14 protein-coding genes and 1 tRNA gene are annotated in these 22009 nt (G+C 47.8%); 7 read left to right on the top strand and 8 right to left on the bottom strand.

Going from position 1 to position 22009, the window contains the following annotated elements; all coding sequences use genetic code 11:
* Positions 1–40: 40 nt before the first annotated feature.
* Positions 41–122 (top strand) — tRNA-Leu (locus tag F0L74_RS06985).
* A gap of 219 nt (positions 123–341) precedes the next feature.
* On the opposite strand, the gene F0L74_RS06980 is transcribed toward F0L74_RS06985, so the two are convergent.
* Positions 342–1337 (bottom strand): virulence RhuM family protein, encoded by a 996-nt coding sequence (locus tag F0L74_RS06980; RefSeq protein ID WP_149837080.1) that lies wholly within the window; start codon positions 1335–1337, stop codon positions 342–344.
* A gap of 92 nt (positions 1338–1429) precedes the next feature.
* On the opposite strand from F0L74_RS06980, the gene F0L74_RS06975 reads away from it, so the two are divergent.
* Complete coding sequence (locus F0L74_RS06975; RefSeq protein ID WP_149837079.1) at positions 1430–1888, top strand: hypothetical protein; 459 nt, start codon at positions 1430–1432, stop codon at positions 1886–1888.
* A 2-nt stretch (positions 1889–1890) separates the two neighbouring features.
* On the opposite strand, the gene F0L74_RS06970 is transcribed toward F0L74_RS06975, so the two are convergent.
* Positions 1891–2727 carry a helix-turn-helix domain-containing protein gene (locus F0L74_RS06970; RefSeq protein WP_149837078.1) on the bottom strand — a complete coding sequence of 279 codons (837 nt, stop codon included), beginning with the start codon at positions 2725–2727 and terminating at the stop codon, positions 1891–1893.
* 99 nt (positions 2728–2826) lie between these two features.
* Here F0L74_RS06970 and F0L74_RS06965 point away from each other — a divergent pair, with 99 nt between their 5' ends.
* Entirely contained in the window at positions 2827–4356 is a 1530-nt protein-coding gene (locus F0L74_RS06965) for an MFS transporter (protein WP_213086906.1), read from the top strand.
* Positions 4357–4398: 42 nt separating this feature from the next.
* Here F0L74_RS06965 and F0L74_RS06960 read toward each other — a convergent pair whose 3' ends face one another.
* The 5 genes from F0L74_RS06960 to F0L74_RS06940 form a co-directional block, all read right to left on the bottom strand.
* Positions 4399–5157 (bottom strand): phytanoyl-CoA dioxygenase family protein, encoded by a 759-nt coding sequence (locus F0L74_RS06960; protein ID WP_149837077.1) that lies wholly within the window; start codon positions 5155–5157, stop codon positions 4399–4401.
* Between the two features lie 93 nt (positions 5158–5250).
* The gene (locus F0L74_RS06955; protein WP_149837076.1) at positions 5251–6087 is read right to left on the bottom strand and encodes a helix-turn-helix domain-containing protein; all 837 of its coding nucleotides are present in this window, start codon (positions 6085–6087) and stop codon (positions 5251–5253) included.
* 2 nt (positions 6088–6089) lie between these two features.
* Positions 6090–8135, bottom strand: coding sequence for an MGH1-like glycoside hydrolase domain-containing protein (locus F0L74_RS06950; RefSeq protein WP_149837075.1), 2046 nt, complete (start codon positions 8133–8135; stop codon positions 6090–6092).
* 131 nt (positions 8136–8266) lie between these two features.
* Positions 8267–9712 (bottom strand): RagB/SusD family nutrient uptake outer membrane protein, encoded by a 1446-nt coding sequence (locus F0L74_RS06945; RefSeq protein WP_188315884.1) that lies wholly within the window; start codon positions 9710–9712, stop codon positions 8267–8269.
* A 19-nt stretch (positions 9713–9731) separates the two neighbouring features.
* Positions 9732–12668 carry a SusC/RagA family TonB-linked outer membrane protein gene (locus F0L74_RS06940; protein WP_149837073.1) on the bottom strand — a complete coding sequence of 979 codons (2937 nt, stop codon included), beginning with the start codon at positions 12666–12668 and terminating at the stop codon, positions 9732–9734.
* Between the two features lie 279 nt (positions 12669–12947).
* On the opposite strand from F0L74_RS06940, the gene F0L74_RS06935 reads away from it, so the two are divergent.
* The 4 genes from F0L74_RS06935 to F0L74_RS06920 all read left to right on the top strand — a co-directional run bounded on the left by F0L74_RS06935 (position 12948) and on the right by F0L74_RS06920 (position 20865).
* Complete coding sequence (locus F0L74_RS06935) at positions 12948–14042, top strand: glycoside hydrolase family 26 protein (protein ID WP_149837072.1); 1095 nt, start codon at positions 12948–12950, stop codon at positions 14040–14042.
* A 252-nt stretch (positions 14043–14294) separates the two neighbouring features.
* A complete protein-coding gene (locus F0L74_RS06930; RefSeq protein ID WP_149837071.1) occupies positions 14295–17585 on the top strand; it encodes a SusC/RagA family TonB-linked outer membrane protein in 3291 nt (1096 codons plus the stop codon).
* A gap of 13 nt (positions 17586–17598) precedes the next feature.
* Entirely contained in the window at positions 17599–19392 is a 1794-nt protein-coding gene (locus F0L74_RS06925) for a RagB/SusD family nutrient uptake outer membrane protein (RefSeq protein WP_213086905.1), read from the top strand.
* Positions 19393–19410: 18 nt separating this feature from the next.
* Positions 19411–20865 carry a glycoside hydrolase family 28 protein gene (locus F0L74_RS06920; protein ID WP_149837070.1) on the top strand — a complete coding sequence of 485 codons (1455 nt, stop codon included), beginning with the start codon at positions 19411–19413 and terminating at the stop codon, positions 20863–20865.
* Between the two features lie 152 nt (positions 20866–21017).
* On the opposite strand, the gene F0L74_RS06915 is transcribed toward F0L74_RS06920, so the two are convergent.
* A complete protein-coding gene (locus tag F0L74_RS06915; RefSeq protein WP_149837069.1) occupies positions 21018–21548 on the bottom strand; it encodes a hypothetical protein in 531 nt (176 codons plus the stop codon).
* Positions 21549–22009 lie beyond the last annotated feature (461 nt).

Here is a 22009-nt window from a genome sequence, read left to right as displayed (position 1 = left end):
ATACCTTTGCAGTCCATTTTTACGCAAGCTAGCGTAACACGCGGGTGTGGTGAAATTGGCAGACACGCCAGACTTAGGATCTGGTGCTTCACGGCATGTAGGTTCGAGTCCTATCACCCGCACAGGTAAATTGCCGTTAAAAAGGTCGCAGCAATGCGGCCTTTTTTGTTTGTGGGGGCGATATCCAAACCGCTGAAGTTGCATTTTCAGTATTTACAGCGTGATTCTGTTTTATAAGGTTTACCCGACTGAAATGCTTTTCGCGGTAGTGATTTAGAAGAAAATATAAGGCCTTATGCGCGGAGAGATCGAAATGTTTGATTTTCAGTTCTGCTGACCGGCTATTCATTTTTCTTGCGTCCTATCTTTTTAGCGGCATCTTCGATATAGGTTAAAAAGTGTTTTTCGGCGTTAGAAAGTTCATCTTTATGCGACTCCTTGAACTTATCGTATTCCACTGCTGCTTTTTTCATAGCCTGTTCATGACTAACTGAACCTGCATGTTGCAAAATATCATTACCTGTCATTCTCAAAAACTCGTCTAATCTTGTTATCCAGTCTTTCATATACATGGGACGGCGATTCAATGCTTGAAGTTCAGCCAACTCCAAGTACGCGGTGACCATTCTGTTTAAAATATTCAGTTCATCCGCTGTTAAGTAATTCTTGGCAATTTCAGTTTCCTGTTTTGTAGGCTTACCTCCCTTAAAGTTGGTTAATCCCAGGTTCGGTTTACCAGCATCTATACGATGGAAAATTACTTCCGCTGCAGTATTTCCGTGAGCAGCCCAATGCATTTTATTCTGCACCGTTTGAAAAAATTTAACTGACATGTCTTGACCGGGGTCATAGTCAATGCTGGTTGCGTAAATATCAAGTACTTTCCGCCAAAATACTTTCTCGGATGAACGGATATCCCGGATTCTTGCTAATAACTCCTCGAAATAATTTCCGTGACCTCCCTGTTTCAACAACTCATCGTTGAGAGTAAACCCCTTTACGATATATTCCCGGAGACGGGCCGTAGCCCACTGACGAAACTTTGTACCCTGCAGGCTTTTTACACGATAACCAACAGAAATAATAACATCAAGATTGTAATAATTAGTAGGCTTTTTTGAAAAATCGGAAATTCCGATTTTCTTCATTGAATACTGAGGATCAAGCTCATTTTCCTCATAAATATTCAGTATATGTTCATTAATAGTCGACCGCGACTTTTGAAACAGTTCTGACATTTGGTCAATAGTCAACCAAACAGTCTCACCCTCCAGGAATGTTTCTATCCGTATTTTACCATCTTCAGTCTGATAAATAATGATATTACTTTCTGACATATATTTCTTCTTAAATTATTGTACACACGTTCCTTCCCAGACGCCTGCAATCTTCAAGGTAAGACAAAAAAACTCAAATTACCCCCTATGAAGTGGAAGCTTTTGAGAGCATCCAGGAGTCAGGTTTTATTCCCGCTTTCTTTGTTACTACCAGCAGCAAATGCATCGGCCTGCAGCCCTATATATTTTACCCGCCGCTTAAGTTTGATGCCATGTTTGAAAAGTACTTTCTTCCTCTTTTATCAGACAAAGGGATCACTGATATAATTGTTGAGCAGGATACCTTTAAGGATGAGGATGATGGCTATGTGTACCATGTAAAGATCAAGTCTGCCAATGTGTGTTATGAATTTAAGGAGCATGACGCACAAGATCTGATAACGCCATTTGTATTGGCCATTAACCGGGTGCTCACGGATAAGCCCATTAAAGAAAGATTTGTAAGGGCAATAGACTTTGATGTGACGTTTGCATTTTTTGAGCCTAATGAAATAGTAGCTTGTTTTGCAAAGTATGATCTGAGGGTGAAGGCAATTGATCTTTATAATTAGGTTTACAACAGCTGATAACCCTTTTCAAAATTTGCCTTCCTATAGGCCGTCAGGCTTTGTCCCTGGTATTTCTTGAAGAACTTGTTCAGGTGACTTTCATCAGCAAACCCAAACTCACCGGCGATCTCGTTGATCCTCATATCGCTGAACCGCAGCCGGTGCTCAATGAGCCTGATCTTGTAATTGGCGATGAAATATTGAATAGTCTCTCCGCATTGGTTTTTAAAATAGGCCCCCAGATAGGTATCGGACAGGCCAAAGGCTTCTGCAATGGCGGAGGCTTTCAGCTTTTGGGGGAAACGGATATTGAGCTGTATGTAATTGATGATGTCCTGGATGCGGTTATCTGCATTTGATCTGATGTTGGCGGGTTTGATCATAGCAATATTGCGGGCGGCGATCACGATCAATGCGTTTACGAAATGCCGCGTGAGGTCTTCGTTGTACATGCTGCCGTGGTTCATTTCATACAGCAATACCTCTACGATCGATTTTACATGCCGGCTATCAGATTCGGAGTTCATGATGCAGCCTGACAGATGGCTGGCATAGAACAGCATACACTCTATATGATCGATGCTCTCCCACTGGTACTGCCTTATATAGCCACTATTGAAACGGATCAACAGGAATTCTGTGGGCGTGTCAATATCAAAAGCATAATAATCATTGGGGGCCTGTAACATGAGGTTACCGGCTTTGTAAGGCATACAGTTGCCGTTTATCCTGAGCTTCCCCTCCCCTGCGATCACATAGGCCATCTGGAAAAAAGTGAGTTGTAAGTCCGCCACCGGGCACTCATCGATCTTTTTATAGACCACCTCTACTGACTTATGCATGTTTTCTTTTCCCATGGTACAAAAATACTCCTTTATCATTGAAATGTACTGATTTTTCGATGTCAATCAGTCTACTTTCGCTATCCGAATAAAATATCAATGATGAAAACAGTTTCCCGCAATGGTAATAATGCAATAGCGCTGGCCGCTATTTGCCTGTCTTCTTTAATGTTTGGGCTGGAGATCTCCAGTGTGCCGGTGATACTTCCCACCCTCAAACAGGTGTTGCATGGCAATTTTAAGGACATGCAATGGATCATGAATGCCTATACAATCGCCTGTACAACGGTACTGATGGCCACGGGAACGCTGGCTGACCGGTATGGGAGAAAGCGGCTTTTTATTATCAGCGTTATCTTTTTTGGCCTGACCTCGCTGGTCTGCGGGCTGTCCGGAAGCGTGTCCCTGCTGGTAATCAGCCGTTTTCTGCAGGGGATTGGCGGCGGGGCTATGCTGATCTGCCAGATAGCAACGCTTTCCCATCAATTCCAGGATGGAAAAGAACGTAGCCGGGCTTTTGGTATGTGGGGCATTATCTTTGGCATTGGGCTTGGTTTTGGGCCCATTATAGGTGGAATGATAGTGGCGGTATCTAACTGGCAATGGGTTTTCCTGGTGCATGTGTTGCTGTCTGTGGTTACCCTGGGTTTGATAGTGAGCGGAGTGCAGGAATCCAGCGATCCGCAGGCGAAAAGGATGGATGTTGGCGGTATTATTAGCCTTTCGTTAGCGGTGTTCGGTTTTACTTATTTTATTACGCAGGGGCCTGAACTGGGTTTTGGCAGCGTTACCGCTGTGAGTATCCTGATAGCATCCGTGGTGAGTTTTGTTGTTTTTCTTTTTGTAGAAAGGAGGCATGCGCATCCGATGTTTGACTTCTCTGTATTCAGGATACGTAATTTTTCCGGGGCGATACTTGGGTCGATGGGTATGAACTTCAGTTTCTGGCCGTTTATGATCTATTTACCTATCTATTTTCAGACGGGGCTGGGTTATGATACCGTTACTGCCGGTTTATCACTGCTGGCCTATACGCTGCCTACCCTGGTGTTTCCGCCGCTAGGAGAGCATCTTTCATTGCGTTACCGGCCGGGCTTTGTTATACCGCTGGGATTGTTTACCATCGGCGTAGGTTTTTTGCTTATGCGATATGGTAGCGCTGCTGCGCATGCCAGCTGGCTCACTATGCTACCGGGTTCCCTGCTGGCGGGTATTGGATTGGGGATCACCAATACGCCCGTTACCAATACCACTACGGCTTCTGTATCCAGCAACCGGGCAGGGATGGCTTCCGGTATAGACATGAGCGCCAGGTTGATCATGCTGGCGATCAATATTGCGCTGATGGGATTTATACTGGTGGAAGGTATCTTTTCTTATCTGCAGCAGGCGCTTCCTGCCGCAGCTAATCCAGCGCCATTACATGTGCTGGCGGAGAAGATAGCGGCCGGGAGCGTTTCTTCCCAAGGGCAGGGTTTTCCGGAACTGGGTACGTTGCCTTCACCGGAAACCGTTATTCATGCGGCGCTGGTACATGGTTTTGAAGCGGTATTGCTGTACGGAGGTATTGGCGTTATAGTGCTGGCAGTGGCCAGTTATCTGCTGTTTGGCCGTTCTTCGCAACGTTAAGCTGGTAAACAAAAGCACATCGTATGGGATGTGCTTTTGTTTTTACAGATAGATCAATGGGTTCTTTCCGCGGTTTTCTCCACGGCAGTAGTATACTTTATGGTTTATATTATCCGGATGCTCCTGGTTCATGATCAGATCCGTATTAAAGTAGCGCATGGTATAGCCGGTCCTTCTTTTTTCGCTTGTGTTGGGATTTGCGCCGTGAATGATGCGGGAGTCGTGCAATGAATAATGGTTCTGTTGCAGCTCAAACCAAACTACCTTGCTCTCATCCACCGCTGATCTTTTTATCTCGATGTTAAAGATGCTGTGATCTGTATCCATTTTTTCATACTCGGAAAAGCCGTTATGGTGTGAACCGGGGATGACGCCCATGCAGCCGTTCTCTTTTGTAGATTCATCTATGGCCAGCCAAAGGGTCACGATACCATCATATCGGTTGAAGCGGCCATCCCAATAGGCACTGTCTTCATGCCAGGGCGTTTTCTTCCCTGTTCTGGGCTCTTTGCAGATGAAGTGGCTGCTCCATAAACCTATATCGCGGCCTATCAATCCTTCTACGATGCCGAGTATTTCGGGGGCCATCAGGAATTCAAACAAACGGGCGTCTTTCATGTGCGGTACATCCAGCTCATCTGGTCTGAGGTTTCCGCGGTTATTCAGGTGCTCTTCAAAAATGGTGAACAGCCTGTCGAATTTTTCTTTGCTGAATAAGGGTCTGTTGGTGAGCAGATATCCGTTGTCTTTGTAAAAGGAAATTTCCTCCAGGGAGAGCTTTGTTTTTTCGTCTGTCCTCATACCTGATTTTTTGATGTAAATGTAGCAAGTACGGGCGTTGGGATGCTGTCTATCTTTTATCCCTTGGCGGTTGTTTTTTACGCTATAACGACCTTATACAATTGTCTGGCTGCTGCGTCTGTATGCGGATGGGGTTTGCTGATATACTTCCTTGAAGGTTTTGTAGAAATGTCCCAGGTTAGTGAATCCGCAATCATTGCAGATGGTCTTAATGGGTGTGTTGGTGATGGAGAGTTGTTTGGATGCGAAATTCATGCGCAGCTCTGTTACCAGGTCTGTTAGTGTTTTATGCAAAGTGCGTTGTACCGTTCTGTTTACATGGTCTATATTCCGCTCTGCCAGATCTGCGAAGCCGCGCACGCCTTGTTTAAACATGGCTGGGGTGGAATAGCTTCTGATGGCATGGTTTAGCCAGGCTGGTATTTTTTGATCTGCGGATAGATTGTCGTTATCAAATAATAAGCGAAAAATGAAGAGCAGCAAATGATCGAGGTAGAAACAGGATTTACGGTTCTGCAGCACTTCTTCTGCCCGTTGTGAGATCCTGCGAATGGATGATACGGCCAACAGGGTTTGATAGGGGATCACATCAGGGGTCCAGAAAAAAGAATCTACGCCGGCGAAATAACGGTCCCTTAAATGGTGTAAGGTTTCCAGTGGAAACGCGAGGTTCATCAATGTAAGACCTCCTCTTGCAGATGTAAACGTATGCTGATCATCCGGGCGGATCATGACCAGGTGACCTGGCTCCAGCGTTATTTTGCGGCCGTTGATCAGGTGATGACCACTGCCGCTTTCTACCCAGAAGATCTCTGCAAAATTATGTTTGTGCAAGGACAGGTCATGGCGGGAGTGGATAGTGACCCTGGCCAGATGAAAGGCTTCATCGCCCCGGATAAAATTCTTTAGCAGGAATTTCTTAACGCCCATGATCAGAAAATCTTTATGGTTGCGGGTTTGCCCTGATATTTTATCTTACCATCCAATGTGACCTTGCAAAGGTTGGCAGAGAGCTGCACATCTACTATGTGATCCCGGTGGATGAAGCCTTTTATCTGCACGTTATTGTCTGCCGTGGGTTGGGGATGGATCCAGAGGCTGCCATCCAGGCGGGGCTCCAGGCCAACCATTCCGTAGAGGATGGCCGCGCTGCCCATTAGCCCGGAAACAACATTCGCCCTTTTATAAGCGGGCGAGCCGGGACGGTCGCAGAAATGTTCCTGCGGGAAATAGGGCAATTGCTGGCCTATCCAGAACTGACGTTTTAATACATCCCAGGCTTTTGCAGGGAGGTGCTCTCCATAGAGGTCCAGCGCCAGCTGCGGAAGATCACCGGAATAAGCGCCGCCACCGCCCCAGTCTGTATCTGTGACTTCGTAGTGGATGGAATCTGCTTTGGAAACGCTGCTTACGCCATACGGGAAAAGGAATTTGCCGTCCTGTAATTGTTCCAGCATCCGCTTCTTCATGGCGGGGGTACATACGCCGGTCCTGAGTATGTCGAATACCTGGATGGAGTAAACGGTCTCTTTATGGCCATCCGGGTATTTGCAGGCGAACCAGCCGGTGGTATCGTCCCAGAGGGCTTGCCTGATATTTGCCGCGATGGTATCTGCTTTCTTACGCCATGATTGGATGGCTGTTTTGTCGTAGCCGATCTTTTCGCCCATGTCTGCCAAACGTCTGAAACACCAGGCCCTTTCTGCATTGGGACTTGGCACCATGTGTTCCCAGCCCATGCCACGCATCTCCAATAAATTATGCTGGTCTCCGTAATCAATGACGCCGTTTATCATGGGTCTTTTTTCATCGCTGAGCACCAATTTCTTTACTTGTTCGAACAGGTCCGGATATACGCGATCCTGGCAGGCGATGGCGTATACGAGGGACGTGAAGGCTACCGTACTGTAGGCATATCTTACGCCCAGCCCGGTACCATCCTGGGCAAAGGCGTAAGATCTTTCCAGATCGATGGCGGTCATGGTGCGGGCGATATCCAGCAATTTGTTGCCCATCATCATGGAAACAATCCCGGGCGCGTAGCCGGCTACATCCCAGAGGTAGGTGTTCATGCCGCCGCCGTCTAATCCGCTGGTAACGATGGTGGGATGTAATTTGAACTCTGGTTTTTCCCAGATGCAGACCAGGCCTGAAACGATGGATCTTTTATAATAGCTTTCCAGTGCGGCATTGTTGGAGGTAAGGGTGGGAATGTCTTTTAAAGCCCATGCCAGCCGGGTGTTCCAGATGGCGGTGGTTTGGTTTTCCCAGTCTTTTATGGATGTGGTGTTGGTGTTATTGGTGAACACAACGGCAACGTAGGCTGTTTGGCTTTGCTGCGGGGCAATGTTAAGCCGCTGGCCTTCCTGTAATACTTTTACTGGTACGGTGTCGTTGTTGGCCGGATCGGCCGGAGGCATAAAACCCCATTCCCTTAGCGGATATACAGCCGGTTTGCCGGTAGTTATCAGCGGGGTCATAGATAGCTGTAAAGGGGTAGTGGTCCTGTTCCTGACTTCGTAGCGTATTAAAAAACCGGGCTTGTCTGCCAGTGGGATGAGGTGGGAATTGATCTCGAAGGAGATCAAACCGCCGGCGTGCATGCGGTGGTAGGTACCTCTGCGGATGATCCTATCGGGCTGCCAAAACCCACCCGTGTACAAGATATTACGGACTTTGCCTCCCCATACGAAGTGGTCCCTGATGGTATCGCCATTGGCTATAAACAGGGCCTCGAATTTAAACCCATGGCCTGAGATGGGGGGAGACATCACCTCCCCCACTCCCAATACGGAGCTTAATACCGGGTTTACGCTGGTATAACCGCTGCCCACCCATAAATGGTTGGGCGGGGTGACCAGGCGGTTCAGATCGATGGCAAAATCTGACAGCTGCCATTTGGATTGGGCCATTAAGCGGGCGCCACTATATATAATCAGCAAAATGAGCAGAACGCCCCGTGCAAAGCATGTTTTCATCCGTGATATTTATCTTTTAACTGCCGGATGGAACCTCTGGAAAAGGTCCATATTTCCGGATCTAACTGGCGGGTGGCCCTTCGCATTAAGATTGCTCTATGCATGGGAAGTTCCGTGTACCCGGTTCCGTATCAATAGCCAGGGTTTTGTTTGATCTTCTCCGGATTTAAATTTACCTGGAAACCCGGGATAGGGAAAATTAATTCATTATCCTGAATAGTGGAACTTTTGCCCGCCTGATCATCGTCTGCTTTGTATTTTTCAAAGAAAGCGTTCATCACTGTTTTTGCCTGTCCGGTCCTTACCAGATCGAACCAGCGATGTCCTTCACAGTTGAGCTCCAGGCGTCTTTCCTGTGCGATCTCTGTACGCAGCGTCCCTTTATCCGTTGTGGCGGAAGCCGTGAGGGCTGCGCGATGGCGGACTTCGTTCATGTAGGTGAGGGCCGGTGTAACCTGTCCCTGCTCATTGTAGGCTTCGGCAGCCATGAGCAAAACATCCGCATAGCGGAGCACTATCCAATCATTAGCGGCGTCGTTAGCTTTAGTGATGGCGGGATCGAAATACTTATTGGTGAAGTAGTATTTCCTGGTACCGGTGGCGCTGTCAATAGCCTGTTTCCTGGTATCAGCGGTGGTGAATGCCTGGGCCAGATCATCCGTCACGAGAAAGGTACCCTGTCCATTACCAGCAGCCACCACTATTTTATTTACCGGTTCATTGGGGGCCACATCGTTGCCAAAGGGGCTTCCCTGTTGCGGATCAAATCCACGCCCGTATTGTACGGCAAAGATGATCTCTTTGTTATTGGGATTGTCTGGTGAGAAAACATCCGTGTAAGTAGGTAATAAAGCCGGGATACCGGAGCCGATCACTTCCTGCAGGATAGCGGCGGCTTCCGGATATTGTTTCCGGGTCAGGTATACTTTGCCCAGCAGTGATTTAGCGGCAATACTGGTAGCACGGCCGATATCGTTGTTCTTTGTATAAACATCGGGCAAAGTGGCGGCGGCATCCTTCAGGTCCTGGACGATCTGGGCATATACTTTATCGCTGGCTTCCCTGGCAAAACCGAATGATTGCTGCGCGGCTGTTACTTCTGTTAATACCAGCGGCACATCGCCAAACACCCTTACCAGGTTGAAGTAGATAAGGGCCCTGAGAAATTTTGCTTCTCCGGTATACCGCTGCTTCAGCGTTTCATCCATGGTGATATTCCCGATCCTGCCGGCGACGATATTACATCTTGCGATGGTGGCGTAACTGCTGTTCCACAGATCGTTTAAGAGGCTGTTATCTGATGAGATATTGGATTCATTGAACTGGATAATGGTGGAGCTATTGTTCCGCTTCCAGTTATACACATCATCCGAGGTCATATCCCCGAATACATACCACCAGCGGTAATTATTCCTGAGATTGGCGTAAGCCGCGTTCAGCCCTTGTTCAAAATCGCCTGATTGCGTGTAGAAGTTGGCGTTAGACAGTACATCACCCGGGTATTGGTCAAAAAAACCTTTACCGCAACTGCCTAACAACAAACATGAGAACAGCACGGGATATAATAAGTATTTCATGATCATAGTGTTTAAGCGGTTAGAAACTAAGGTTTAAGCCAAGTGAAATACTTCTGCTGATGGGATAGGTACCCAGGTCAACACCGTTCTGTACGGCGCTGTCGCCATAGAAGTTTGCTTCAGGATTGAAACCAGGATATTTGGTGAAGGTGAACAGGTTTTGTGCGGCAATGAATACGCGGGCCTTCTCTATATGCAGCTGCCGGGATAACGCGGACGGCAGGCGGTAGCCTAATGCTAAGGTCCTTACCCGGAGGAAGCTGGAAGAATACAGGTACCGTGTATTGGGATTGATATTGGTGCCAACATTGCTGGAACCCGCGATAGGCGTTTTTCCATCACCCGGATCATCAACAGAGCGGAAACGATGCAGCGCCGCCGTAGTGGAGTTATCCAGCTGTCTGAAGCTGGTCAGCATCCTTTCGAATGCATTCACCATTTTACCACCCTGAGAGCCCTGCAGCACCACATTCAGATCAAAACCTTTATAGTTGAGTGTATTGGTTATGCCATAAATGAAGTTGGGCTGATAATTGCCAACATAGGTCATGTCGTCCGGGGTTATGCGCTGGTCTCCGTTTGTGTCTTGAAAGCGGAGATCACCTATTCCCTGTGTGCCCAGTTTAGGCAAGGTGTTTACTTCCCGTTCATCTTTGAAAACGCCTATTACTTTATACATGTAGATATCGCCCATGGGGCGGCCGAGATAGTTGCGGATCACATTCAGCCAATCGCCGGGGTAGCCGCCACCGGCGGAAAGATTGGCCAGTTGTGTTTGATTGGGGCCAAGGCGGACGATCTGGTTCTTATTAAAAGAGATATTGAAGCTGGTGTTCCATTGCAATTCACCGGTTAAATTCCTGGTGTCCAGGGCCAGCTCCAGCCCCCGGTTACGGATATTGCCCACATTATCAATATAGGACTGGGCAATACCGTTTACGCTGGGAATAGCGGCGGATAAGATGGCATTACTGTTCCGTTCATAGATATCTGCCGTGAGGTATACCCGGTCCTGGAAGAGGCCCAGGTTCAGGCCGAAATCCAGCTGCCGGTTCTTTTCCCATTTGAGACCGGCGTTGGTAAAGCCGCCGGGGTAGTAACCTCTTACGCGGGCGTCTGTTTCTCCAAACACGTAATCTGTTCTGCTCATGGTACCTAACCAGGGATAGTAGGAAGAGAGCTGGTCATTGCCTGTTTCGCCGTAGCTGGCCCTGATCTTGAGATCAGAAACAAACGGCAGCGCCTGTATGAAAGACTCATTGGCCAGCCGCCAGGCAAGTGAAACGGAGGGGAACACACCCGCCCTGTTCTCCGGACCGAAAAGGCTGGAGCGGTCCCGGCGCAGGGAGCCGGTGACATAATATTTATTCCGGTAGCTGTATTCCAGGCGGCTAAAGACCGCATCGAACGTATAGCCGGTATTAAAAGAAGCCCCCTGGTTCAACACCGCACCTTGCACGTTGGTGATGTTAGGGTTATCGAAGGCAACGGGATTATCTTTATCCGTGCGGGGATCCAACCGGATACCGTAATCTGATTGTCTGGCTACGTCGTAACCCAGCAGGGCGTTCAAATGATGATCAGCGGCGAGGTCTACATCATAGCTGGCCGTATTGGACCAGTAGATATTGGTATAGCTGCTATTGCTGCGCGAAGCCCTGATGGCGGACAGGTTGGGTGTAGAAATATTCCCCGCGTCGTTTGAGCGGAAGGAAATAAAAGGCGCCACGTACTGTTCATATCTTTCATTGGTTGCGCCTATGTTCAGCGTGGAGCGTAATTTCAGGCCTTTTATCACTTCATATTCCAGGAAAGCAGACCCAAGGAGCCTTACGGATTTTGTGTATTCGTTATTGGCATCGATCTTATTAACCGGGTTATAGATCTGGGTGTTAAAGATCTTTACCAGGTTGGAATCCCTTGGGATGATCATATAATCGCCGTTGGGTCTATACACAGGCACGATAGGGACGAGGGATATGGCTTCTCCCAGGATGCCGGCAATATCGCTCTGGTTGTTAGGACCACCCAGCGGCTGATCCTGGCGTACGCTGTAAAAAGCCAGTACATTGGCGCCGGCCTTGAGCCGTTTGCTGACATTGGCGTTGAGGTTTAAGCGGAAATTATATCTTTCCAGGCCGGTACGTTTTATAACGCCTTCTTCTTTTGTGTATCCGCCGGAGATGGCATAATTCACTTTATCCGCACCACCGGAAGCGCTCAGCTGATAGTTGCTATAGAGCGCTTTCCGGAAGATGGCATCCTGCCAATCAGTAGGCGTTTGCAGGCCCGGGTCTGTGAAAATGGCAGGTAAAGCCTGGTGCTGATTGGCATACCAGTCTTTGGCCACATCAACAAATTGCTGCGGGCTCAGCACATCATATTTTTTGGTGACCTGGTTTTGTCCCAGTGTAGCATCAAAAGTGAACTTAGCCGGACCGGCCTTGCCTTTGCGGGTGCTGACAACGATCACGCCGTTACCCGCCCTTGACCCGTAAATGGCGGCAGCGGCGGCATCCTTGAGGATATCGATACTTTCAATATCCGAAGGGGAGATGGAATTGAACAGGTCTCCATCGGAAGTAGGATAACCGTCAATCACATACAAAGGACTATTTCCGCTGGTGATAGAGCCGCTACCACGTATACGGATAATAGGCGCGGCGCCAGGACCGCCACTACCCTGCTGCAGGCTGATGCCCGGTACCTTGCCAACAATGGCCTGTGCGGCGCTCATGGTAGGCAGGTTATTGATCTCTGCCCCTTTTACGGAGCTGATAGCAGTAGTGAGATCTTTCTTTTGCCGGGTACCATACCCTACAACCACCACTTCTCCCAATGCCTGCGTATCGATGGTCATACGCGGAGAGGCGACATTTCTATTGGTGTCTGTTTGCGCCTGTGCGATGTATACAAACGTGAAAAGTAAGAACTGTAACAGTACAAGTACTTTCATATAACAGATGTATTTTTAGATGATATATACGTGGAAAGCCTGATCAGCACTAAAGCAGCATAGGAGGGTATCTATTTTTCATAACGTGTACCCCCTGTATTTACTCCTGTAAAAATAGTGAGGTAGTTTCAATGGGTGACCCGGTTTCTTTTATCTTAAAATACGTGTTTTATACGCTATGGCGACTTTGCTGTAATTGGCACCCTGGTATGAGCGTATCTTGATAATAGCGAGGCAACGCTTGTTGATATGCTATTGTCAACCTAAAAATGAAACGCTATGAAAACTGTTATTATGAACTTATTTACGCTGCTGCAAATAGTGCTCATTTCGAGCTGTCTTAAACAGGACAACCTGAACAACTCTTTTCAGCAGGCAGATAAACCATCTGTTGTGGCTACTCCCATGGGAGCGAACCCAGCGCTGGATCCCAGGACGGACGCGCTACTGCGGTTTATTCAGAACCTGAAGAACCAGCCTGGCAAAAGGATACTGGCCGGACAAAACAGTAATATCTCCAATAAGACACAGTATAAGCTGGGAGATGATCAGATCATTCATCCATTTGCGCAGGCCACGGGAAAGTATCCTGCTATAGTGGGTTCTGATTTTAATGATATTGATAACTGGAATTATCATTCTCCCTTTCTGAAAGACCTGAACCAGCAGCATAAATGTATTATTGAGATCTGCGGCGGGCTTAATAATCCGGGCATCTCCAGCGGCAGTGATCTGAGCGCATTACTACCAGGCGGATCATTGAGAACCCAGTGGGTAGCTAATATGGACGCTATGGCCGCTAAGCTGGCTTATTTTCAAACTAATGGCGTGAGTATATTGTACCGGCCCTTTCATGAAATGAACGGTAGCTGGACCTGGTATTATACGACTAACTATGCCAATTTTAAAGCGCTGTGGGCGGACCTGTTCAACTATTTCACCACCACTAAAAAGCTGAATAATCTTATCTGGATCTATGCGCCCAATAATAATGTAGTGGGAGACGGCGCTTATACTAACTATTATCCGGGCACAGGTTATGTGGATATTGTGGGCGCCGATGTTTATGCTGATGATATGGTCATTAACGATTACAGCGTATTACGCACACTGGCCAAGCCCATTATGCTAACGGAGTTTGGTACCGGTCATGGGGTAAGGGGCAACAGCGATCCTAACCTGAACGGTACTTTTGATTATAACCTGCTGGCGGAAAAGATCAGGACCACTTATCCTAATGTAATAGGCTGGCTGTGCTGGCATGACTGGAATACGACTAACATGGGATTTATTTATAAATCTATGTACAAGAATAACTATAGTAACCTGGTCAATCATAGTTGGATGGCATGGGCCAGTGATCTTAATTATTAAATATATTCACAAGCGTTGCCTTATTTTTTATTGGACCGGTATCAACGGGCCGCGGCGGTAAAGTCGCCATAGCGTAAAAAACAGCCGTTTTAAGATAAAAGAAAGCCGGTCCTGCATTAAATGTTGTCGTTATTTTTACAGAGGGGGAATGCAGGGGCGTAACCGTTATGAAAAATTAATACGCTCTTCTACGTTAGCGCTAAGCGGCGCCACACCTATTATCTCTTTACAATTCTAAAACAGATTTCCGTTATGAGACGTTTTTTACGAATGTCCTGCAGGGGTGTATTTATTTGTGCAGGCATACAATATCTCTTCATTACCGCAGCTGCCCAGCAGCCGGGAAGCTCTCCGCCGGCTTCCAATACTCTTACCGGACATGTTACCAATGATAAAGGCGAGCCACTGGAAGCCATTACTGTTACGGAGAAAGGGTCTCATAACTTTAGCTATACCGATGATCATGGCGATTTTCGTGTGCGTATTACCGGCACGCAGGCTACGCTGGTGTTTTCCGCGATGAATGTTACTACTAAGGAAGTGCAGGCAGCAGTTGGCAAACCGGTGAACGTGACACTTGTGGCGAGCATGAGGGCGCTGAATGATGTAGTGGTAGTGGGGTATGCTACGCAGCGGCGGCGGGATCTTACGGGCGCTGTATCATCTGTTAATGCGGGCCAGATAAAAGATGTGCCGCTTACTTCTGCCATGCAGGCACTGGAAGGCAGGCTGGCCGGCGTTAATATTTCGACAACGGAAGGAGGGCCGGGCGCTGCTGTTACGATCAAGATCCGGGGCGGCGGGTCCATCACCCAGGATAATACACCACTGTATGTGGTGGATGGCATCCAGGTAGAGGATGCCCTTTCAAAGATAGCGCCGCAGGATATTGAGTCTGTAGATGTGCTGAAGGATGCTGCAGCCACTTCTATCTACGGTGCCAGGGGCGCTAACGGCGTGGTCATTATTACCACTAAAGGCGGCAAGTCTATGAAAACGGTGGTGGCCTATAATTACTTCTATGGCGTGAATAAACTGGCTAAAAAGTTTGATGTCATGAACCCCAGGGAGTTTATTGAATATAATTGGGAAAAGACCAGGAACACGGTGTCTGACAGCGTGGCCTTTACGTCTCAATACGGGAATAGCTGGGTAGGCTTGGATTCCATCAGGAATGCGCCTTTTGTAGACTGGCAGGATCTTTCCTTTGGCAGGAGCGCGGCTACCCAAACCCATAATGTAAGCGTTACCGGCGGGACTAAGACCACGACTTTTAACCTTAGTTATACTAATAACAATGAGCAGAGCGTGATGATCAACTCCAGCTATTTAAGGAATCTTTTAAATATGCGGCTGGATCATACGGTTTCTGATAAGTTCAAGGTGGGGCTGAATATCTCTTATAACGACCAGACGATCACGGGGCCAGGAACGAGCGCATCCGGTAATGTGACCAATAACCGGTTACGGAATTCGGTGAAATACCGTCCTTTCCTGGTGAACTCAGATGATCCCAACAGTTCTAATGACGCTGCTTATTTTGCACAGACGAATGCGACCGGGTATTATCTTATCAACCCCATAGAATTTTCGCAGGCGTCATATCGTAAGAACCGTGCGGTGAATACTACGATCAGCTCTTATTTGCAGTATACATTTACGCCGTATCTGTCATTGAAGGTTACCGGCGGTCTTAATAAGAATGATGGCAAGCTGAATTCATTTGATGATTATATTACCTGGAATGCTATTACTAACGGAGCGGGGAAGCCTATCATTAATATTATTAACAGCAATACGACTTCTGTAAATGAGAATGCGGTGCTTAGTTTTAATAACAGCGCATTTAAGTCTGCTTTTCATAAGAACAATTCCATTAATGCGCTGTTGGGGCAGGAGGTATACCAGGTTTCTTCCTACTCGCAAACGGACCAGGTACGGTATTTCCCGGTAGGTATTACGCCGGAGAAAGCATTTTCGCAATTGAGCCTGGGTAGTTCTGTACCGTTGTATCCTACTTCGCTGGATGCAAAGAGCAGGATCCTATCTTTTTTTACGAGGATAGGTTATAGTCACAAAGATAAATACCTGGCTACGTTTAATCTGCGGGCGGATGGATCTTCGAAATTTGCGCCCGGTCATCAGTGGGGGTATTTTCCATCGGCGGCTGTAGCCTGGCGGATCTCCAGTGAAGATTTCTTTACGCCGAATAATTTTGCTTCTGATGTTAAGCTGCGGTTTAGCTATGGGCTGGCGGGGAATAACAGGATCAGTGATTTTCTGTATACATCGCTGTACCGGTCTAATGGTACGCCTTACAGTTTGAATAATACGCTGATCCCCGGATATGCGATCAATAGTTTGGCTAATCCGAATTTGAAATGGGAGTCCACTTTATCGCGCAATATAGGATTGGATGTCGGTCTTTTTAACAACCGCCTGCAATTCAGCCTGGACGCTTATATGAATGATACGCGGGATCTGCTGATCAATGTACCTATTGCGGCTAATTCAGGATTCAGCACGCAGTTGCAGAATGTAGGCAGTGTAAGAAATCGCGGGTTGGAATTGCAACTGAGCACGGTGGCCATATCGAAAAAGGATTTTAACTGGAGTATTAATTTCAATATATCCACCAATCATAATGAAGTTATGAAGCTGTCGAATGTGGCTGACCATTATTTTGCCAGCTCCGGTTGGGGTATGGGTAATGAATACCTGGTACAGGTGGGGCAACCGGTAGGCACGATCTGGGGATACCAGGCAGATGGGATGTATACGCTGAATGATTTTGATTATAATCCCAGTAACGGCGCGTATATATTGAAAAAAGGGGTAGCGGATAATACGGCATCCGTAGGTATTCCCGCACCGGGAACAAAAAAGTTAAAGGACCTGAATGGCGATGGTATTGTAAATGCCAATGACCAGACCATCCTGGGTAATGCACAGCCGAAATTCACCGGTGGCCTTAACAACCAGCTTACCTATAAAAGATTTGACCTGAGTGTGTTTGTGAACTTTGTGTATGGGAATAAAATACTGAATGGCGATAAGGTGGAATTCAGCAATGCGTATGCAGGCAGCTTCTCTAACCTCACGGCTATCATGAATGACCGCTGGCGGACTATTGACGCCAACGGGAATGCGGTACAATGGGCCACATCCGTAAATGGTAAATCTGTACCGGCCGGCGCTTCGCCGGAAGTACTGGCAGCGCTTAACAAGGATGCAAAGATCTGGCAGCCTATTAAAGGCGGTAATTACCTGGAGCTTGATTCCTGGGCGGTGGAGAATGGTTCTTTCCTGCGCGTGAATAATATCACCCTTGGTTATAGTTTGCCGGTGGAGACGCTGACACGGCATAAGATCAGCAGCCTGCGCATCTATTGTACGGTAAATAATGTTGCGGTTATAACAGGTTATAGCGGTCTTGATCCTGAGGTAAGCACCAAAAATTCCAATTATGTAACGCCCGGCGTTGACTCTTCTCCCTATCCAAGAAGCAGAACATTCATTGCCGGTATTAATGTTAAATTTTAAGATCATTCAGCATATGCGCATTATTCATTTAAAGAGACTGGCTGTTCTTGGCGGATCCTTTCTAATGGCCATCTCGTTTTACTCCTGTAAGAAATTCCTGACGCTGAGCCCTAATTCGGCTTTTGATGAGGCTTATGTTTTTGGCAGCGTTAACGACGCATATAGCGCCGTTATAGGCACGTATGCCACCCTTACCGGCGACAGAGGGTATGGCGGAAGGATCCAGTATTATTTTTCCAATGACTGTGATGAATCGTACTGCAACGCCAGCAATACCATCACCATAGGCGGCGATAATGGCCCCAAGGCCCTTTGCAGGTACAATGCCCTCGCCACCAATACGGAGCTGGACGCGGAATGGAATATTTACTATGCGGGGATTGACCGCGCCAATCATTGCATCAAAAGCATTCCGCAGATGCATTTGTATACCAATGGATCTGAAAGTGATAAAGCCAGTCTGCGGAGGCTGTATGGCGAGGCGCTGACCTTACGGGCGCAGTTCTATTTTGACCTGATCAAATTCTGGGGAGATGTGCCTGCTCCGTACATCCCCTCCGTAGACCAACCGGATCTTAACCTGCCGGCTACGAACAGGGACTCTATCTATGATCATATCCTGAACGATCTGGCCCTGGCGGATACCTTATTGCCCTGGCGGGGTGATCCCGGTGTAACTGCGGACGAGCGGATAACGAAAGGGGCGGCTAAGGCGCTGCGAGCCAGGATAGCTTTGTTCCGGGGCGGTTATTCATTGCGGGCTGCATCCAAACAGATGGAACGGCCGGCGGACTACCTGAAATATTACCAGATAGCCAGCGATGAATGTAATGACATCATCAATTCCGGTAAACATCATTTGAATCCCAGCTTCCAGGCGGTATTTAAAGATAACCTGGACGCGCACCGGCTGGAGCCCAATGGGGAGATATTGTTCCAGGTAGGATTATCCGGCGGCACCGGCGTTTCAGACGGCCGGGTGGGCTTTATAGACGGCATCCGGGTGAATGGCAATGGGATGGGATCTGACTGGGCGCTGCCTACCTATTTCTATAAATTCGACAGCCTGGATGTAAGGCGGGATGTGACCATTGCCAGCTATGCCATCAATGGATCCGGCTATTATACCGGGCTGGCCTCCGTTTATGGGCCTTTTGTGATGGCAAAGTTCCGGCGCGACTGGCATTCTAACCCGGCGACTCCGGCTAACAGCAATTTTGCGTATACCGGCATCAGCTGGCCAATGATCCGTTATTCTGATGTACTGCTGATGTTCGCAGAAGCGGAAAATGAGATCCACCACGCTCCTACTGCGGCAGCATTGGATGCTTTTAAACAGGTGCATGTAAGAGGGTTTAATGGGGATGAAAGTCAAATGGGTGCTATTCCATCTGACTACGCAGGTTTCTTTACCGCTATTACTGATGAGCGAATGTTTGAGTTTGGCGGCGAAGGGTTGCGGAAATGGGACCTGATCCGTTGGAACCTGATCAGTACTGTGTTTTCTGAAACCAGGGTTAACCTGGCGAAGTTCCGGAAGCTGGAGGCGCCTTATAATAATCTGCCTGCCAAAATGTATTATCTCAATAATTCGGCTACGGGTATTGTGTATTATTCCAGTTATTATCAGCCTACACCGGCTACTCCGCCGGCGGGGTATAGCAGCGTGAACTGGGCATCTTCGTATTTGAACAATTTTGAGAATGACTGGGCAGGAAGTTTTGTGCCTAATCAGCGGGAGATCCTGCCTTATGGCCCTCAGACGCTGAGCAGCAATCCTAATCTGCACCAGGGGTATGGATATTAAGTATAAAATGATCGTAGGATGAAGATATTATTGTGGTTACCTGTTTTTGCCTTGTTTTATGTTTCTGTAAAGGCTAATGATTTTAATATAGTGGATTATGGGGCTGTCAGCGACACCAGTAAATTGAGCACGGCAGCTATTAATAAGGCGGTGGAGGCTTGTTATAAAGCTGGCGGTGGCAGGGTGATCATTCCCACCGGTAATTTTAAAAGCGGCACCATTACTTTAATGGATAATGTGGCGCTTTTCCTGGAGCGGGGCGCTGTTTTGTATGCCAGTACCGATCATCGTGATTTTCCACGGCAAAAACAGCCAGCATATCGCTCTCAAAAGGATCCGGGCGGGTGGTATGCCCTTATTTATGCGGAAGGCGCCAGTAATATTGGTATCGGCGGGCCAGGGACTATAGATGGGCAGGGCGCTAAGCAGGTACCCCTCCCTACCCCACCGGGCGCGGTATATGAAGACCGGGATGGCAGGCCCAGGAATATCCTGTTTATATCGTGCCGGAAGGTTACGGTTGAGGATGTGACGATGCAAAGCTCCGGGATCTGGAACCAGCATTATCTGAATTGTGACAATGTGGTTATTGATAAGATCTATGTTTATAACCATAGTAACCGGAATAATGATGCGATTGATATAGATGGGTGCCGGCATGTGGTCATATCGAACAGTATTATGGATACGGATGATGATGGTATTACGCTTAAAAGCACCGGGGCCGCGGCCACCGAGCATGTTGTTATTACCAATTGTATTGTGAGCAGCTTTTGCGCGGCTATTAAGTGTGGCACAGAATCTACCGGCGGGTTTAAAAATATCCAGATCAGTAATTGTATTGTAAAACCTTCCGTATGCCCTACGGAACCGGTGTTTAAAACGCCGCGTATAGGACAGGTGGGTATTGCGCTTGAAATAGTGGATGGCGGGGTAATGGATGGCGTGACGGTGAGTAATATCACTATTGAAGGCACGGCCTGTCCTATTTATGTGCGGCTTGGCAACAGGGCCCGGAAACATACGGATGCGGCCCCGGAGCCGCCCCGGGGGAAGATGCGGAATATTTCACTGTCGGATATAAATGTGTATGATGCGGGGAATTATTCATCGTCGATTACCGGGATACCGGGCTCGCCGATAGAGAATATTACGTTGAATAATGTCCGGATTGTGAATAAGGGCGGTGTTCAGCAGGGCGAGTATATGGGTGATCCATTAAAAGTGCCGGAGTTGGAAAAGGAGTATCCGGCGCCTGACAGGTGGAAGAATTTGCCTAGTTCCGGGTTGTTTATCCGGCATGTGGAAGATATTGCGCTGCGGGATGTGACGTTGGGTTCGCAGATGGCTGATCCCCGCGTGCCGGTGATCGCGGATGATGTGGCTCGTTTGGATATATCTAATCTTAGATCTGATAGAGGGGATGAAAAGGCGGTGCAGTTGATAAAGGTAGGGCGGGTTAAAAGGCAGTGACGGGGGATTGTTGTTGGTTGAAAGGTTTTGTGGGAGGATTGTTGTTGTTGTTTTTGTGCCGTGGTTTTAGTTTGAAGGTTTTTTGTTACGAATAGATACCTGTTGTTTGTTTGAAAAAAGAGGCCGGTTGGCCTCTTTTTCTTTTGTGTATCTTAATGACAGAGTACTTCTGCAAATTTTTTGGTTGTGCGGGCTTTTACCAGTTTGTAGCAAACGGCTAATGCGTCTGCTGAGCGCACTTCCGGCGTCATTATTTTTTTGTCTTCCATAAACCGGATCACCTGGTCGTCTTTTACGTAGGTGCGGAATTCACTCTTCATTTCTGGTCCTTCTGCCGGGCCCCCGATGAGCAGTTCATAACAGAAAATGAATTTGCCGGATTGGTAATAGAATTCGCGGGACCACACGCCGTCGCCGATATCGCCGGTTTCGACGATCTTGACTACTTCTTTTTGGGCATTGAAGAAATAGGTGACTTCGCCTTCGTTTACGCAGTCCTGGGCGGTGTATTTGAAGATCTCTACGGTATTGGGGCCAGCGTTGATCTTTTGGTATGCAGCGCGGATGGCAGTGATGGCGGCGGTGGTGTCTAAATTACCGGGCAATTGTGTTGCGTGGGCGCTTGCCAGGGGGAATAAAATGATTAACAACAAGGTGAGTTTGGAACGGATGGATGTGTTCATATTGATTAGTGATTAAAGGGTGAAAATATAAAATGTATTGAGGCGGGGGGTGTTAATTTTTGGTGAATGGAGGTGAGTGGGATTAGTTGGAGGATGTTGTGGATGTTTCAGTGCGGTATTGGTTGGGGATTGGATTTTGGTGGGTTTGCAGATGTATGGGAGGTGATCCATTCTTCGCCTGGGTGTAAATGAGTGTGTCATGGGTATTAGTGGGGGTATATACGACGAAAGGGCCAGGAAAGAGCAAGGATAGTGCAACCCTAGCCGGAGAAAAGGTGGACTTGCATCAGATCTGCCCTGGAAATGGGGCGAGGTGATATTTTGCTGGCAGGATATGGGGAATAGTGCTTGTATGGGTGATAAAAAGCGGTTTTCCGGGAGGGGAATGAGAGGATTTAGCGAGGGTGATAACGGGAGAATTGTGGGAGGTATGCAAAAAGCATGGGGTTTAGCCGTTACCG

This window comes from Chitinophaga agrisoli, from assembly GCF_008386695.1.
Classification (GTDB): domain Bacteria; phylum Bacteroidota; class Bacteroidia; order Chitinophagales; family Chitinophagaceae; genus Chitinophaga; species Chitinophaga agrisoli.
Note: the sequence above shows the minus strand (reverse complement) of the source record. Positions and strands in the feature narration are given on the sequence as shown.